Consider the following 14,557-nt stretch of genomic DNA (forward strand, 5'->3'; position numbering starts at 1 on the left):
CCACGGGGACACCCGCAGCGACGGCGGGCGCCGCGGCGGCCTCCCAGTCGCGGACCACGCCGGCGAGGTAGGTGCGCCCGGGTGCAGACGCCTCCGTGAGCACCTCGTCGCCGCGGTCGCCGTAGAAGCCGACTGCCGAGGCGGTGACGAGTCGTGTCGGGCGCGCGGCCGCCACGGTCCTCGCGACGAGGTCCGTGCCGTGCACCCGCGAGGTGCGGATGAGCATCTTGTAGGTCGGGGTCCAGCGCCGGTCGCCGACCCCGGCGCCTGCGAGGTGCACGACGGTGTCGACGTCGGCGAGCACTGCCGGGTCCAGCTCCCGACGGTCCGGGTCCCACGGGCGCTCGTGGTCTCCCTTCGCCTCACGTCGCACGAGGTGGACCACCTCGTGACCGTCCGCACGCAGGGACGACGACAGCGCGCCGCCGATCAGTCCGGATGCTCCCGTGATGGCGACGCGCTGTCTTCGTGTGCTCATGTCAGGCCTCGAAGCGGCCTTCCTCCAGACGGGCCTTGACGGTCCCGAGGAAGCGGGCCGCGTCGGCGCCGTCGACCACGCGGTGGTCGTAGCTGAGCGCGAGGTACATCATCGACCGGATCGCCAGCGTCTCGCCGCCGTCGTCGGTCGTGATGACGACGGGACGACGCACGATGGCGCCGGTGCCGAGCATCGCGACCTGCGGCTGGTTGAGGATCGGGGTGTCGAAGAGCGCACCCCGGCTGCCGGTGTTGGTGATGGTGAAGGTCCCGCCCGACAGGTCGTCCGGCGTGATCTTGTTGTTGCGAGTGCGGTCGGCGACGTCGGCGATCGCCCGGGCGAGACCGGCGACGTTGAGGTCACCGGCGTTCTTGACGACCGGCGTGAGCAGGCCGCGCTCGGTGTCGACCGCGATCGAGAGGTTCTCCTGACCGTGGTAGACGATCTCCTCGCCCTCGACGCTGGCGTTGATGCCCGGGTGCGCCTTGAGCGCCTCGGCGGTGGCCAGGGCGATGAAGGGCAGGAAGGACAGCTTCGTGCCCTCGCGGTTGGCGAAGTCGGCCTTGGCGGCGTCGCGGACGCGGGCCACCTTGGTCATGTCGACCTCGACGACCGTCGTCAGCTGGGCGGAGACCTGCAGCGACTCGACCATCCGCTGGGCGATGACCTTGCGCAGGCGGGTCATCTTCTCGCGGGTGCCGCGCTTGGACTGCGGGACGTTGGACTCCAGGCCGGCCGGGACGCCCGCGGGGGCAGCCGCAGCGGGAGCAGCAGCCGGAGCGGCGGCGGCCGGGGCGGCAGCCTCCTGCGGCTGGTTCTTCGCCTTGGCGGCGTCGAGCACGTCCTGCTTGCGGATCCGACCACCGATGCCGGTGCCCTGGACCTGCGAGAGGTCGATGCCGTTGTCGGCGGCGAGCTTGCGCACGAGAGGCGTGACGTAGGCGGCGGCGTCGCCACCGGACGCAGCCGGAGCCTCCGCCTTGGGGGCCTCCGCCTTCGGGGCCTCGGCCTTGGGGGCCTCCTGCTTCGGCTCCTCCGTGGGTGCCTCCGCCTTGGGCTCCTCCTTCGGAGCCTCCTGCTTGGGCTCCTCGGCCTTCGGCTCCTCCTTGGGGGCCTCCTGCTTCGGCTCCTCGGCCTTGGGCTCCTCGGCGGGCGCGGCGGCGCCGCCACCGGAGCCACCGACGATCGCCAGATCGGCGCCGACCTCGACCGTCTCGTCCTCCTGGACGAGGATCTTGGTCAGCGTGCCCGCGACGGGGGAGGGGATCTCGGTGTCGACCTTGTCGGTCGAGACCTCGAGCAGCGGCTCGTCGACCTCGACGGTGTCGCCCTCGGCCTTCAGCCAGCGGGAGACGGTGCCCTCGGTGACGGACTCGCCCAGGGCCGGCATGGCCACGGTCGTACCGTCGCCGGAGTCGCTCGACGAGCTCTCGGCAGCGGGGGCCTCGGCCGGGGTCTCGGCGGCGGGAGCCTCCTCAGACTCCGCTGCCGGGGCCTCCTCGGCAGCCGGCTCCTCGGCGGCAGGCTCCTCGGCGGGAGCCTCCTCCTGCGCGGAGTCGTCGCCGGAGTCGGAGGCCGCAGGGGCGTCGCCGTCCCCGATGACGGCGAGGTCGGCTCCGACCTCGACGGTCTCGTCCTCCTCGACGAGGATCTCCTGGATCGTGCCCGCGACAGGCGACGGGATCTCGGTGTCGACCTTGTCGGTCGAGACCTCGAGCAGCGGCTCGTCGACCTCGACCGTGTCGCCCACGTTCTTGAGCCATCGCGTCACGGTGCCCTCGGTCACGGACTCACCCAGTGCCGGCATGGCAACCCGCTCAGACATGCGCCTCTGCTCCTTCTATCGAGATGGGATACGTCACAGACTCTCACGAGTCTGCGGGGTCTTGTCCACGGGGCCCACGTCGTGTCGTGGAGATCTGCAGGTGCCGCCCTCGTCCGGCTCAGGCGTGCGCGTGCAGGGGCCGGCCGGCGGCGAGCATGGCCGCCTCGCCCAGGGCCTCACCCTGCGACGGGTGGGCGTGCACGAGCGGGGCGACGTCCTCGGGGTGGGCCTCCCAGCCGACGACGAGCTGCGCCTCGCTGATCAGCTCGCTGACGCCGAGTCCGACCATGTGGACCCCGAGGACGGGGCCGTCCTTCTCGCGGACGAGCGTCACCGAGCCCGTCGTGCCCCGGATGATGCTGCGGCCGTTGCCGCCCAAGGGATAGGTGACGACCTCGACGTCGTGACCGGCCCCCTTCGCCGCATCCGTCGACAGCCCGACGGAGGCGATCTCGGGGTCGCAGTAGGTGACCTTGGGGATCGTCACGTCGTCGACCGGTCGCGGGTCGAGCCCGGCGAGGTCCTCGGCGACGAAGATCCCGTGGGCGAAGCCGCGGTGGGCCAGCTGGAGGCCGGGCACGAGGTCACCGACCGCGCGCACGCCCTCGACATTCGTGCGCAGCCGCTCGTCGGTCGGGACGAACCCGCGGTCGACGGCGACACCCGCCTCCTCGAAGCCGAGACCCTCGCTGCGCGGACCGCGCCCGACGGCGACGAGCACGAGGTCGACCTCGAGCTGGTCGCCGCCCTCGAGGTGCACGACGGCGCGCTGCTCGTCGGCCTCGACGGAGGCGACCCGGGTGGCGGTGCGTGAGGTGATGCCGCGCTTCTTGAACTCGCGCGTCAGGTGCTTGGAGATCGACGGCTCCTCGGCCGCGACGATCCGGTCGAGCGCCTCGACGACCGTCACCTCGGCGCCGAAGCTGCGCAGCATCGAGGCGAACTCGACGCCGATGACGCCGCCACCGAGGACCGCGACCCGCTGCGGGATCGTCTCGAGGTTCATCGCCTGGTCGCTCGTCATGACGCGCGGCCCGAGCTCGACGCCGGGGATGGTGCGCGCGTACGAACCCGTCGCCAGCACAACGGTCTTCGCGCTGACGCGGGTGGTGCCCCCTTCGCCCTCGACCTCGACGGTGCCGGCGTCGACAAGGCGACCGCGGCCGCTGACGACCTCGATGCCCGCCTGGCCGATGAGGCCGGTCAGGCCCTTGTGGAGCTGCCCGATGACCTTGTCCTTGCGGGCGTGCAGGGCCGTGGTGTCGATGCCCTCGAAGCTCGTGAGCACCCCGTGGGCGGCACCGGCCCGCGCGCCGTCGGCGAGCTCGGCCGCGTGGAGGAGCGCCTTGGTCGGGATGCACCCGCGGTGCAGGCAGGTCCCGCCGATCTTGTCCTCCTCGACGAGCGCGACCTTCATGCCCAGCTGCGCTGCCCGCAGCGCGCAGGCATATCCGCCGCTGCCGGCTCCGAGGACGACGAGGTCGAAGGGGGTCGAGGTCGCGGGGTCTGCCACGAGATGCTCCTTTGCACGGGATGTGTCCGGGGTCACGGACCGGCCCCAGCGTAAGGGGTTCTCGGCGTCAGGTACCCAATCGAAGAAGAAGCGCCCGGTCGACCGGGCGCTTCTTCTTCGAATGGATCTGCGTGGGTGTCAGTCGAGGTTGGCGATGTGCTCCAGGAGGGTGCCGACGGCGACGCCGGTGCCGCCCTTGGGCAGGTGGCCGGTGGCGCCGCCCTCGTTGAAGGAGGGGCCGGCGATGTCGAGGTGGGCCCAGGGGATCTGCTCGCCGTCGGCGTCCTTGGCGAACTCCTGCAGGAACAGGCCCGCAGTCAGGGCGCCGCCCATGCGGTCGCCCTTGTGGGCGATGTCGGCGGTGGCGGAGTCGAGGCCGGCGCGCAGGGCTGTGGGCAGGGGGAGCGGCCAGCTCGGCTCGTCGGCGCGGTCGGCGGCCTCGGTGATCGCCGTGCGCAGCTCTTCGTCGTTGCCCATGACACCGAAGATGTGCGGGCCGAGGGCGACGACGCAGGCGCCGGTGAGGGTGGCGACGTCGAGGATCTGGTCGGGACCCGACTCGGCGGCCAGGGCCATGCCGTCGGCGAGGACCATGCGGCCCTCGGCGTCGGTGTCGAGGATCTCGACGGTCATGCCGTTGCGCATCGTGACGACGTCGCCGGGGCGCTGGGCATTGCCGCCCGGCATGTTCTCCGCGAGGCAGAGGTAGCCGGTCACAGCGACGTCGAGCTCGAGCTCGGCCGCGGCGACGACCGTGGCCGCGACGGCGGCGGCACCGGCCATGTCGGACTTCATCGTCGCCATGCTGGCGGAGGGCTTGATGCACACGCCGCCGGTGTCGAAGGTGATGCCCTTGCCGACGAGCGCGACGTGCGACTTCTTGCCGCGGGGGCTGTAGCTGAGGGTGACGATGCGCGGCGGGCGGCTGCTGCCCTGGCCGACGCCGACGATGCCGCCGAAGCCGCCCTCGAGCAGGGCCTTGTCGTCGAGGACCTCGACCTTGAGCTTGCCGGAGGAGGCCTTGGCCACCTGCTGCACCTGCTCGGTGAAGGACTGCGGGTAGAGCAGGTTGGGCGCGGTGTTGACGAGGTCGCGGGCCCACGCGACGTTGCGCGCGATCGTCGCGGCGGTCTCGAGGACCTCCTTGGGCGCGGCCTTGCGGTCGAGGGAGGAGAAGACGGTGATCTCCTGCTCGTCCTGCTCCGCGGGCGCGGACTTGTGCGCGGTGAAGGTGTAGGCGCCGGCGAGGGCACCCTCGCCGATGGCGGCCAGGTCGGCGTCGTCCTCGTGGGGGAGGGCGATGGCGACGGATCCGGTGCCCGCGGCGCGGACGGCGGCGCCCGCGGCACGACGAAGGGAGTCGGTCCCCCCTTCGCCCGGCTCCTCACCGAGGCCCACGAGCACGACCTTGGCGGCCTTGAGGCCCGGGACGGCCGGCAGGCTCGTCGTGGCGCCGACCTTGGTGCTGGCCTCGAGGGCAGGCAGAACCGTGGCCAGGTGCTCGACGGCGGACTTCGGCAGATCCGCGCTCGCGGTGGCGGTCGGCTCGGAGCCGGTGACACCCAGGACGAGGGTGCGGCCGGACCAGGCGGCGAGGGAACGGGAACCGAGGATCAGCTGGGCCACGTGAGTGGGACCTTTCGCGCGGGGAAACGGTGGATGTACCACGCGCAGGCTATCCCGTATGGCGAGACGGTAGCGTCTGGGGCATGACCGCCAGCGATGCCCTGCGCACCTCACCGATCCATGAGCGCCACGTCGCGCTCGACGCCAAGATGGCCGACTTCGGCGGCTGGGAGATGCCGATCGAGTACCCCGGCGGCGGCGTCGTCGCCGAGCACACGGCCGTGCGCGAGCGGGTCGGGCTCTTCGACGTCAGCCACCTCGGCAAGGCCCGCGTCGCCGGCACCGGCGCCGCCGAGCTGGTCAACTCGACGCTGACCAACGACCTCGGCCGGATCAGCCCCGGCAAGGCGCAGTACACGTTGTGCTGCAACGAGTCCGGTGGCGTCGTCGACGACCTCATCGCCTACCTGCGCGGCGACGACGACGTCTTCCTCATCCCCAATGCCGCCAACACCGCGACCGTCGTCGAGATGCTGCGCGAGGCCGCGCCCGAGGGCGTCGAGGTCACCGACCTGCACGAGGACTACGTCGTCCTCGCGGTCCAGGGGCCCAAGAGCGACGAGGTGCTCACCTCGATGGGCCTGCCCGTCGACCACGACTACATGTCCTTCGACGACGCCGTGTGGGAGGGCCACGACATCACCGTCTGCCGCACCGGCTACACCGGCGAGCGCGGCTACGAGCTCGTCGCCCCGGCCGCCGCCGGCCTGCAGCTGTGGGACGCGATCATCGCGGCGATGGCTCCCTTCGACGGCCTGCCGTGCGGTCTCGGCGCCCGCGACACCCTGCGCACCGAGATGGGCTACCCGCTGCACGGCAACGACCTGTCGCCCGAGATCACCCCGGTCATGGCGCGCTCGGCGTGGGCCGTCGGCTGGGACAAGGAGACCTTCTGGGGCAAGGACGCGCTCGTCGCGCAGCGGGTCGCGAAGTCGGGCCCGCTCCTGCGGGGCCTGCTCGTCACCGGCCGCGGCATCCCGCGCAGCCACTGCGCCGTCAAGACCGCAGACGGCACCGAGGTCGGCGAGGTCACCTCGGGCACCTTCAGCCCGACGCTCAAGCAGGGCATCGCCCTGGCGCTGCTCGACCGGTCGGTCGGCGAGGGCGACGAGGTCGTCATCGACGTGCGCGGGCGTGAGGTCGCCGCCACGGTGACCAAGCCGCCCTTCGTCGAGGTGCAGGTGAGGCAGGCATGAGCGAGGCCTACCGCTGGCGCTTCGAGGACACCTCGGGGCAGCCCCTGCCGAGCGAGCACTCGGTGCCCTTCCCGACCCAGGCCGACGCCGAGGCGTGGTTCGCCGAGTCGTGGGAGGACCTCGCCGACGCGGGCGTGGCCCAGGTGAGCCTGCTGCGCGAGGCAGAGGTCGTCTACGGGCCGATGCCGCTGTCGGCCGACTGACCGCCGCCACCAACAGCTGAGGGGCCGCACCCGATCGGGTGCGGCCCCTCAGCTCGTCGCCGGAGCGGTCAGAGCGTGTCGCCGCGCTCGACCATCGGCTTGGGCATGCGCGTGCGGCGCATCTGGAAGGCACGCATCGCGAGGTACATGGCCAGACCACGCAGGTTGGTGTCGGCGCCGAAGCGCTGGAGGAGCTTCGGCTTCGTCCGACGCCACAGCAGCCACACGTCGACGATCGCGATGAGGATGAGGACGTAGACGCCGAGGAAGACGTAGGTCGCCCACGTGCCGGCGAAGAGGCTGAGCACGAGCACCGCGAGCATGAGCGGCAGGAGCAGCTCGCCGAGGTTCCAGCGCACGTCGACGGCGTCGCGGACGAAGCGACGGACCGGGCCCTTGTCGCGCGGCGGCAGGTGGCGGTCGTCGCCGGTCACCATCGCCTCGCGCATCTTGCGCGCGTTCTCGCGGCGGGCCTCGCGGTCGGCGGCCTTCGCGCCCTTGCGGTCGGCCTGCACGAGGGGACGCTTGCGCGCGGCCTCCTGGTCGCGCCGCTTGGGCGTGGGCCGGTTCTTGGCGCCCTCGCGGTGGGGCCGCTCGTCCACGGGGGAGGCGGGCTGGTCGTCCTTCTTGCGTCCGAACACGAGGAGAACTCTAGGTGCACCGCGCCGGTGGGTCGGAGCGGGTCGTCCGCGATAGCGTCTGCCGCGTGACCGACACCACCCTCACCGCAGACCAGATCGAGACCCTGCGCGCCCGCGTGCGCGAGCTGATGCCGCAGGTGCGTGCCGACCTCGAGAACCTCACCCGGATCCCGAGCGTCAGCCTCGACTCGTTCGACCAGGCCCACGTGCAGGCCTCCGCCGAGCGCACCGCCGAGCTGCTGCGGGCGGAGGGCCTCGACGTGGAGATCGTGAGCGAAGGGGGCCGCCCCGCCGTCATCGGGCACGTCGACGGCCCCGAGGGCGCGCCGACCGTCCTGCTCTACGCGCACCACGACGTGCAGCCCCCCGGCGACCTCGCCGACTGGGACTCCGACCCCTTCGAGCCGGTCGAGCGCGATGGTCGCCTCTACGGGCGCGGAGCCGCCGACGACAAGGCCGGGGTCATGGCGCACGTCGCCGCGCTGCGGGCGCACTCCGGCAACCTGCCGGTGGGCGTGACGATCTTCGTCGAGGGCGAGGAGGAGATCGCGAGCGAGTCGCTGCCGCGGCTGCTCGAGCGTCACGGCGACAAGCTGACCTCCGACGCGATCGTCCTCGCCGACTCGCTGAACTGGGCCATCGGTACGCCCGCGCTCACGACGACGCTGCGCGGCTCCCTTCGCGCCGTCGTCACCGTGCGCACCCTCGACCACGGCGTGCACTCGGGCATGTTCGGCGGCGCCTGCCCCGACGCGATCACCTCGCTGTGCCGGCTCATGGCGACCCTGCACGACGACCAGGGCGATGTCGCGATCGAGGGGCTCGTCCACGAGGACGCGCCCGAGATCGACTACGACGAGGCGCGGCTGCGCGAGGAGTCGGGGCTGCTCGACGCCACCGAGCTCATCGGCACCGGCTCGATCCCCTCGCGGCTGTGGACCAAGCCGGCCGCCGTGGTCATCGGCATCGACGCGCCCGCCGTCGACGAGGCGGGCAATGTCCTCGCCGCGTCCGCCCGGGCGAAGATCAACCTGCGGCTCAACCCGACCCAGGACCCGGCCGAGGCGTGGGAGCGCTGCAGCGCCACCTGCAGGAGCACGCCCCGTGGGGTGCGACCGTCGAGGTCGAGCTCGACGAGCAGGGCTGGGGCTTCGCGGCCGATGCGCAGGGGCCGGTCTACGACCAGGCTCGGGCGGCCTTCGCCGACGCCTGGGGCACCGACCCGGTCGACGTGGGCATCGGCGGTTCCATCCCCTTCGTCCAGGCGTTCGCGGAGAAGTTCCCCGACGCCGCGATCCTCGTGACCGGCGTCGAGGACCCGGACACCCGCGCCCACGGGGCCAACGAGTCGCTGCACCTGGGCGAGTTCGAAAAGGTGTGCACCGCGGAGGCGCTGCTGCTGGCCCGCCTCGGCGCGATGCGCGGCTGACGAGGAGCTGACGTGCCCCAGAGCGCCGAGGAGATCTTCGAGCTGGCGAGGACGCGCACCGACGCGCCCTCGCTGGACTTCGTCGAGTGGCCCGCCTTCCCCTGGGTGGCCGATGGTGGTCGCGTGGTCGCCAAGGACCTGCTCCCACCGGCCGAGGCCGACCGCGTCCGCGACGGCGAAGGGGGCCGCGACTGCTGGCGCTGCGACCACCCCGACGAGGGGGTGGTCTGGAGCAACGAGCGCTGGGTGCTCTCGGCCGATCGCGAGGGGCGCGGCGGTCTGCTGGCGTTGTGGTTGCAGACCCGCGAGCACATGGACTTCGGGGACATGGACGAGGACCTCGCGGGGGAGTGGGGGCGGCTCGTGCACCGCCTGCACAACGCGATGCTCGCCCTGCCCAACGCCGGTCGCGTCCACCTTGGCAAGTGGGGCGACGGGAGTGCCCACCTGCACACCCTCGCGATGGTCGGCCGGCGCGCCTGCCGCAGGTCATCGGCTCCTTCGCCGTCGAGTGGGACGACATCCTGCCGCCGGTGCCCGAGGAGGTCTGGCAGCGCGAGGTCGACGAGGTCGTCGCGGTGATGGGCACGCGCGACGGGGCGAGCGGAGGAGACTGAGGTCATGGTCCGGCTCATCGCGGTGCACGGAGACATCACCGCCCAGCAGGTCGACGCGATCGTCAACGCCGCCAACTCCGCGATGCGCGGTGGCGGGGGTGTCGACGGTGCGATCCACCGCGCCGGCGGTCCGGCCGTGCTCGACGACTGCATCGCCCGCTTCCCGCACGGCCTGGCCACAGGGGACGCCGGGTGGACGACCGCGGGGGACCTCCCTTCGCGCTGGGTGATCCACACGGTCGGGCCCAACCACGCTGCCGGACAACGCGATCGCTCGTTGCTCGTCTCCTGCTACCGCAGGTGCCTCGAGGTCGCCGACGAGCTCGGTGCCGGTTCGGTGGCCTTCCCGCTCATCAGCGCCGGCATCTACGGCTGGCCCAAGGACGACGCGATCGCTGCCGCCGTCGAGACGATCTCGGCGGCGGACACCGACGTGGTGGAGGCGCGGATCGTGGCCTTCGACGCGGCGGCGTACGAGCGGGTCGCCGCCGCTCTGGCTAAAAGTTAAAGATTCAACTAAGGTGGTCGACATGGCACAGGGCACATACGTCGAAAAGGACTTCACCCGCGACACCGCGTACATCGAGGACCGGATCACCTCGGACGGGTCGAGCGACTGGCCGGTCGAGCCGGGGCGCTACCGCCTCGTCGTCTCCCGGGCCTGCCCGTGGGCCAACCGCGCGATCATCGTGCGCCGCCTGCTCGGCCTCGAGGACGTCATCTCCATGGGCATCACGGGCCCGACGCACGACGCCGACTCGTGGACCTTCGACCTCGACGAGGGGCACCTCGACCCGGTGCTCGGCATCCCCCGGATCAAGGACGCCTACCTGGCGCGCTTCCCCGACTACTCGAAGGGGATCACCGTCCCCGCGATCGTCGACGTGCCCTCCGGCCAGGTCGTCACCAACAACTTCCCGCAGATCACCTTCGACCTGTCGACCCAGTGGCGCGAGCACCACCGCGAGGGCGCGCCGGACCTGTGGCCCGAGCACCTGCGCGAGGAGATGGCGGTCGTCAACAAGCGCGTCTACACCGAGGTCAACAACGGCGTCTACCGCTGCGGCTTCTCCGGCGACCAGGCCGCCTACGAGGCCGCGTACGAGCGACTGTGGACCGCGATGGACTGGCTCGAGGAGCGGCTGTCGACACGCCGCTACCTCATGGGCGAGCACATCACCGAGGCCGACGTGCGGCTCTTCACGACCCTCGCGCGCTTCGACCCCGTCTACCACGGGCACTTCAAGGCCAACCGCTCGAAGCTGTCGGAGATGCCGGTCCTGTGGGCCTACGCCCGCGACCTCTTCACGACGCCCGGCTTCGGCGACACGACCGACTTCGTGCACATCAAGAGCCACTACTACGAGGTCCACCGCGACATCAACCCGACCGGCATCGTCCCCGCAGGTCCCGACCTGTCGAACTGGCTGGAGCCGCACGGCCGCGAGGCCCTCGGCGGTTCCCCCTTCGCCCCCGGTGCCACGCCTCCCGGACCCCCGAGCGAAGGGGAGCGCGTCCCGGTGGCGCACAACCCCCTGCTCGACGAGACCGGGATGGTCCGCTCCGCCTGACGCCCCGGTCGCCGGCGGGCGTTGGCGCAGCATTCACCCCGTGGGCGCGCTCGCGACACCCGTGGCCGCGAGGGTGCGGCCATGCACCCGAACTCCCGCACCCGCTCGGTGACCGCCACGACCGCAGCCCTGGCACTGGCCCTCGCCGCACTGGCCCAGCCCGCCGCAGCCGCACCGGCTCCCGTCGACCTGGGCACCCCGCTGCCGCAGGCCCATGCGCACAACGACTACGAGCACGAGCGCCCCCTTCTCGATGCCCTCGAGCACGGCTTCACCTCGGTCGAGGCCGACGTGTGGCTCGTCGACGGTGAGCTGCGGGTCAGCCACGACGCCGTGGGCCTCGCCGACGCGCCGACCCTCGAGGAGGCCTACCTCGACCCGCTGAGCGAGATCGCCTCGCGCGGCGGCCGGCAGATCTACCCGGGCTACGCAGGCGACGTCCAGCTGCTCATCGACATCAAGAGCGACGGGCCGTCGACCTGGCGTGCCGTCGAGGCCGAGCTCGCCGACCACGCGCAGATCTTCACCCGGGTCAAGAACGGCAGGGTCCACGACCGCGCCGTCGAGGCGGTCATCAGCGGCAACCGCCCGCGCGCCGAGATGGAGGCGGCCACGACGCGCTACTCCTTCTACGACGGGCGCTCCACCGACCTCGACTCGGGCACCGACGCCGCCCTCATGCCGCTCGTCAGCGAGAACTGGACGAAGCTCTTCACCTGGCAGGGCATCGGCGAGATGCCGCAGGCCGAGCGCGAGCGGCTGCACGCCTACGTCGCCAGCGCCCACCGTGACGGCTACCGGGTGCGCTTCTGGGCGACCAACGACATGGCCGGCGAGGCCCGCACCAACCTCTGGCGTGAGCTGCGGGCCGCGGGCGTCGACCACATCAACACCGACGACCTCGGTGGGCTGCAGGACTTCCTCACGCAGGAGTGAGTCCCTACGCGCGGGTACGGATACCACTTGTCCCGCCGAGACTCCGGCGAAGCCCGGAAACTCGCGATTTCACGCCGCGGCCATCCGACGAGAGATATCCGTACCCGCGAGTCACAAGCCCGTATCAGGCACCGAGCCGCTCGCGCACCGTCGCGGCTCCGTCCCCGCCGATCCGGTCGAGGTAGGCGCGTCTGCCCGACATCACCATGGCGAGCGCCTCTACGGTCCCCGTCACCGCGGGGCCGTCGCCGTGGGTCCAGTCGGAGTCGGTCGCCTCCCAGCGCAGCCCGTCGAGCAGGCCGGGCGTCGGGACGAAGGACTCGCGGCCGCGGGGGGAGACGATGATCTCCAGGGCCGACTGCCAGTGCTCCAGCGGCACGGTGACGTCGAGACCCTGCGGCTCGGCGAGGTCGCGCAGGTGGATGCACGAGTCGGTGAAGGGGCCGGCCCAGCCGATGAACCAGGGCTTCGACCCGGTGCCGGCCGGGTGCCGCAGCTCCGCCGCCGTCTCCGCGAGCGGTCGGTCGCCGAGCCGGGCCGCGTGCACGTCGCAGGCCCGCGCCATCGAGCGGTGCCGCGCCGCGGTCAGCAGGAAGCGCCACGACGGCACGTGCACCGGCTGCAGCATGTGACCGGCGAGGGTGCGCACGTCCCAGTCGGTGCACAGCGTGGCGTCGTGCGCGTGGTCCTCGCCGAGGGAGTCGAGGACATCGGCGAAGAGCCGCCGGTTGTCGGCGGTCCGGGCGAGGAGCTGGGTGTCGTCCACGGGCCCAGCCTGCCAGCGCTGCGGCCGAAGGGGGGCGGCTCAGTCCTTCGACGTCTCGCCCGGCAGGGCGAGCATCTGGTCGAGCGCGACCTTGGCCCAGTGGGCGACGTCGGGGTCGACGGTGATCGGGTTGACCACGCGCCCCTCGACGAGGGACTCGAGCGCCCACACGAGGTGGGGCAGGTCGATGCGGTTCATCGTCGAGCAGTAGCAGACGTTCTTCTCGAGGAAGCTGATCTGCTGCTCGGGGAACTGCTGCGCCAGGCGCTGGACGAGGTTGAGCTCGGTGCCGACGACCCACTTCGTGCCCGCGGGGGCCTGGGAGACGACCTTGATGATCTTCTCGGTCGAGCCGACCTCGTCTGCGAGCTCGACGACCTCGTGGCGGCACTCGGGGTGGACGATGACCTTGACGTCCGGGATCTCGCGCCGGGCCGTCTCGACGGCGTCGACGGTGAAGCGGCCGTGCACCGAGCAGTGCCCGCGCCACAGGATCATCCGCGCGTCGCGGATCTGCTCGGGCATCAGGCCGCCCATCGGCAGGTGGGGGTTCCACACGACGCAGTCGTCGAGGTCGCGGCCGAGGTCGCGGGCCCAGGTGTTGCGGCCGAGGTGCTGGTCGGGCAGGAAGAGCACCTTGCCCCCGCCGTCGACCCCGCCGGTCTGGTCGAAGGCCCAGCCGAGGGCGGTCTGCGCGTTGGACGAGGTGCAGATCGTCCCGCCGTGGCGGCCGGTGAAGCCCTTGATCGCCGCCGAGGAGTTCATGTAGGTCACCGGGATCGTCACGTCGGCGACGCCCGCCTCGACGAGCTCGTCCCAGCACTCCTCGACCTGGTGCAGCGCGGCCATGTCGGCCATCGAGCAGCCGGCGGCGAGGTCGGGGAGCACGACGGTCTGCTCGTCGCTGGTGAGGATGTCGGCCGACTCCGCCATGAAGTGCACGCCGCAGAAGACGATGTAGGGCGCGTCGGGCCGGGCCGCGGCCTCCTTGGCCAGCTTGAAGGAGTCGCCCGTGGTGTCGGCGAAGTCGATGACCTCGTCACGCTGGTAGTGGTGCCCGAGGACGAAGACCCGGTCGCCCAGCGCCTCCTTGGCCGCGCGCGCCCGCGCGACGAGGTCGGGGTCGGAGGGCGCGGGCAGGTCGCCAGGGCACTCGACTCCCCGCTCTGAGTGCGGGTCGGTGCCCTGCCCGAGGACGAGCAGGGACAGGGGCTTGGGCGAGGACTGCGTCGGGGCGCTCACGGCAGGCATGATCCCACAGCGGCGTCGAGCCCCTCGGTAGAGTCCACGCGTGCACGTGCTCATCGCGCCCGATTGCTTCACCGGCACCCTCACCGCCACGCAGGCGGCCGAGGCCATGGCCGCCGGCTGGCGCCGCCGCGCCCCCGACGACCTGCTGACGCTCGTGCCACTGTCCGACGGCGGTCCCGGATTCCTCGACGTGCTCACCTCGAGCGTGCCCGGCGAGTCGACGATCGTCACCGTGAGCGGTCCCCGGGGCAGGTCCGTGCCCGCGGCCCTGCACATCACGACGGACGAAGGGGGGCGACGCACGGCCTGGGTGGAGTCGGCCCAGGCGATCGGCCTGCACCTGCTCGACGCCACCGAGCGCGACCCCGGCGTCACCACCACCCACGGCCTCGGCGAGCTGCTCGACGCCGCGCTCGCGCAGGGCAAAAGTGCAGCGCATCGCGTCGGCCTCGGTCGGATCCGGGACCAATGATGCCGGCGCCGGCAGTGCTCGCCGCCCTCGGCG

At 72.1% G+C, this 14,557-nt stretch carries 14 protein-coding genes and 1 pseudogene; 8 read left to right on the forward strand and 7 right to left on the reverse strand.

Translation table 11 applies throughout. The features are described 5' to 3' along the window. From AC2W7J_RS08265 to AC2W7J_RS08280, 4 genes are all read right to left on the reverse strand, one after another. Positions 1 to 478: NAD-dependent epimerase/dehydratase family protein (locus tag AC2W7J_RS08265; RefSeq protein WP_485982051.1), on the reverse strand; the 478-nt coding region annotated here is incomplete at its 3' end. Between the two features lies 1 nt (position 479). Continuing rightward, positions 480 to 2,303, reverse strand: coding sequence for a 2-oxoglutarate dehydrogenase, E2 component, dihydrolipoamide succinyltransferase (sucB, locus tag AC2W7J_RS08270; protein ID WP_485982052.1), 1,824 nt, complete (start codon positions 2,301 to 2,303; stop codon positions 480 to 482). A gap of 118 nt (positions 2,304 to 2,421) precedes the next feature. Next, positions 2,422 to 3,816 carry a dihydrolipoyl dehydrogenase gene (gene lpdA / locus AC2W7J_RS08275; protein WP_255186042.1) on the reverse strand — a complete coding sequence of 465 codons (1,395 nt, stop codon included), beginning with the start codon at positions 3,814 to 3,816 and terminating at the stop codon, positions 2,422 to 2,424. A gap of 138 nt (positions 3,817 to 3,954) precedes the next feature. Then, entirely contained in the window at positions 3,955 to 5,442 is a 1,488-nt protein-coding gene (locus AC2W7J_RS08280; protein ID WP_255186043.1) for a leucyl aminopeptidase, read from the reverse strand. An 83-nt stretch (positions 5,443 to 5,525) separates the two neighbouring features. On the opposite strand from AC2W7J_RS08280, the gene gcvT reads away from it, so the two are divergent. Together gcvT and AC2W7J_RS08290 are read left to right on the forward strand one after the other, a co-directional pair. After that, positions 5,526 to 6,638, forward strand: coding sequence for a glycine cleavage system aminomethyltransferase GcvT (gene gcvT, locus AC2W7J_RS08285; protein ID WP_421008589.1), 1,113 nt, complete (start codon positions 5,526 to 5,528; stop codon positions 6,636 to 6,638). Further along, the gene (locus tag AC2W7J_RS08290) at positions 6,635 to 6,841 is read left to right on the forward strand and encodes a hypothetical protein (protein WP_485982053.1); all 207 of its coding nucleotides are present in this window, start codon (positions 6,635 to 6,637) and stop codon (positions 6,839 to 6,841) included. The genes gcvT and AC2W7J_RS08290 overlap by 4 nt, the downstream gene beginning before the upstream one ends. Before the next feature lie 68 nt (positions 6,842 to 6,909). On the opposite strand, the gene AC2W7J_RS08295 is transcribed toward AC2W7J_RS08290, so the two are convergent. Continuing rightward, on the reverse strand, positions 6,910 to 7,482 hold the full coding sequence (locus tag AC2W7J_RS08295; protein WP_421008588.1) for a DUF3043 domain-containing protein: 573 nt from the start codon (positions 7,480 to 7,482) through the stop codon (positions 6,910 to 6,912). A 128-nt stretch (positions 7,483 to 7,610) separates the two neighbouring features. Here AC2W7J_RS08295 and AC2W7J_RS08300 point away from each other — a divergent pair. From AC2W7J_RS08300 to AC2W7J_RS08320, 5 genes and pseudogenes are all read left to right on the forward strand, one after another. Next, positions 7,611 to 8,911, forward strand: a pseudogene (locus AC2W7J_RS08300) (M20/M25/M40 family metallo-hydrolase). A 12-nt stretch (positions 8,912 to 8,923) separates the two neighbouring features. Beyond that, positions 8,924 to 9,493, forward strand: coding sequence for a hypothetical protein (locus AC2W7J_RS08305; RefSeq protein ID WP_485982054.1), 570 nt, complete (start codon positions 8,924 to 8,926; stop codon positions 9,491 to 9,493). Positions 9,494 to 9,532: 39 nt separating this feature from the next. Then, complete coding sequence (locus AC2W7J_RS08310; protein WP_485982055.1) at positions 9,533 to 10,036, forward strand: O-acetyl-ADP-ribose deacetylase; 504 nt, start codon at positions 9,533 to 9,535, stop codon at positions 10,034 to 10,036. 22 nt (positions 10,037 to 10,058) lie between these two features. Next, positions 10,059 to 11,099, forward strand: a complete 1,041-nt coding sequence (locus tag AC2W7J_RS08315) for a glutathione S-transferase family protein (protein ID WP_485982056.1) — start codon at positions 10,059 to 10,061, stop codon at positions 11,097 to 11,099. An 81-nt stretch (positions 11,100 to 11,180) separates the two neighbouring features. Then, positions 11,181 to 12,035, forward strand: coding sequence for a phosphatidylinositol-specific phospholipase C/glycerophosphodiester phosphodiesterase family protein (locus AC2W7J_RS08320; protein WP_485982057.1), 855 nt, complete (start codon positions 11,181 to 11,183; stop codon positions 12,033 to 12,035). A gap of 124 nt (positions 12,036 to 12,159) precedes the next feature. On the opposite strand, the gene AC2W7J_RS08325 is transcribed toward AC2W7J_RS08320, so the two are convergent. Continuing rightward, positions 12,160 to 12,801 (reverse strand): maleylpyruvate isomerase mycothiol-dependent enzyme family protein, encoded by a 642-nt coding sequence (locus tag AC2W7J_RS08325; protein WP_485982058.1) that lies wholly within the window; start codon positions 12,799 to 12,801, stop codon positions 12,160 to 12,162. Between the two features lie 39 nt (positions 12,802 to 12,840). After that, positions 12,841 to 14,052 (reverse strand): quinolinate synthase NadA, encoded by a 1,212-nt coding sequence (gene nadA, locus AC2W7J_RS08330; RefSeq protein WP_485982059.1) that lies wholly within the window; start codon positions 14,050 to 14,052, stop codon positions 12,841 to 12,843. Positions 14,053 to 14,092: 40 nt separating this feature from the next. Between nadA and AC2W7J_RS08335 the strand changes: the two genes are divergently transcribed. After that, positions 14,093 to 14,524, forward strand: a complete 432-nt coding sequence (locus tag AC2W7J_RS08335) for a glycerate kinase (RefSeq protein WP_485982060.1) — start codon at positions 14,093 to 14,095, stop codon at positions 14,522 to 14,524. Positions 14,525 to 14,557: the final 33 nt, after the last annotated feature.

Source organism: Janibacter sp. CFPM2_SD2 (assembly GCF_057364645.1).